We start from the raw sequence: 514 nt of genomic DNA on the forward strand, positions 1-514 counted from the left end.
GACGCCACCCCACCGGGATACCGGCAACTCATCCCCACGATCGCCAACGGCTCGTCGGCCGGACCGACGCTTCGCGGGTGCGCCGTCGAAGGGGTCGCGCTCTCGACTCCGTCGACCTTGCCCAGGATGAGCCGAGCCGTCGCTCGTGCCGTCGGGTGATCGAAGACAAGGGTGGAGGGCAGTTGCACACCGGTGACCTGCCTCAACCGGTTGCGGAACTCGACGGCCCGCACGGAGTCGAAGCCAAGGTCCTTGAACGGCCGCTCAGGATCGACCTCGGCGGCCGAGGCATGGCCGAGGATCGCGGCGGCCTGTGCCTGGACGAGTTCGAGAACGACCTGCTCCCGCTCCGGTTCCGCCACCTCGGCCAGCCGCTGGGCCAGAGCCCCACCCGACTGCTCCCCGGCATCCGCAACCGTCGCAGCGGGCTCCTCCACCGTGCCCGCCCGTGCAGCCGCCGCGTCCCCGGATCCGGTCCTGGGCGCGAGCCAGTACTGCTTGTGCTGGAAGGCGT

Annotated in this window: 1 protein-coding gene; it reads right to left on the reverse strand. The window is 70.8% G+C overall.

Going from position 1 to position 514, the window contains the following annotated elements:
- On the reverse strand, positions 1-437 hold a 437-nt coding region (locus tag HPT28_RS26435), incomplete at its 3' end, for an acyl carrier protein (protein ID WP_219094497.1).
- Between the last annotated feature and the right edge of the window lie 77 nt (positions 438-514).

This window comes from Streptomyces sp. JJ38 (genome assembly GCF_019303475.1).
Taxonomy (GTDB): Bacteria; Actinomycetota; Actinomycetes; order Streptomycetales; family Streptomycetaceae; genus Streptomyces.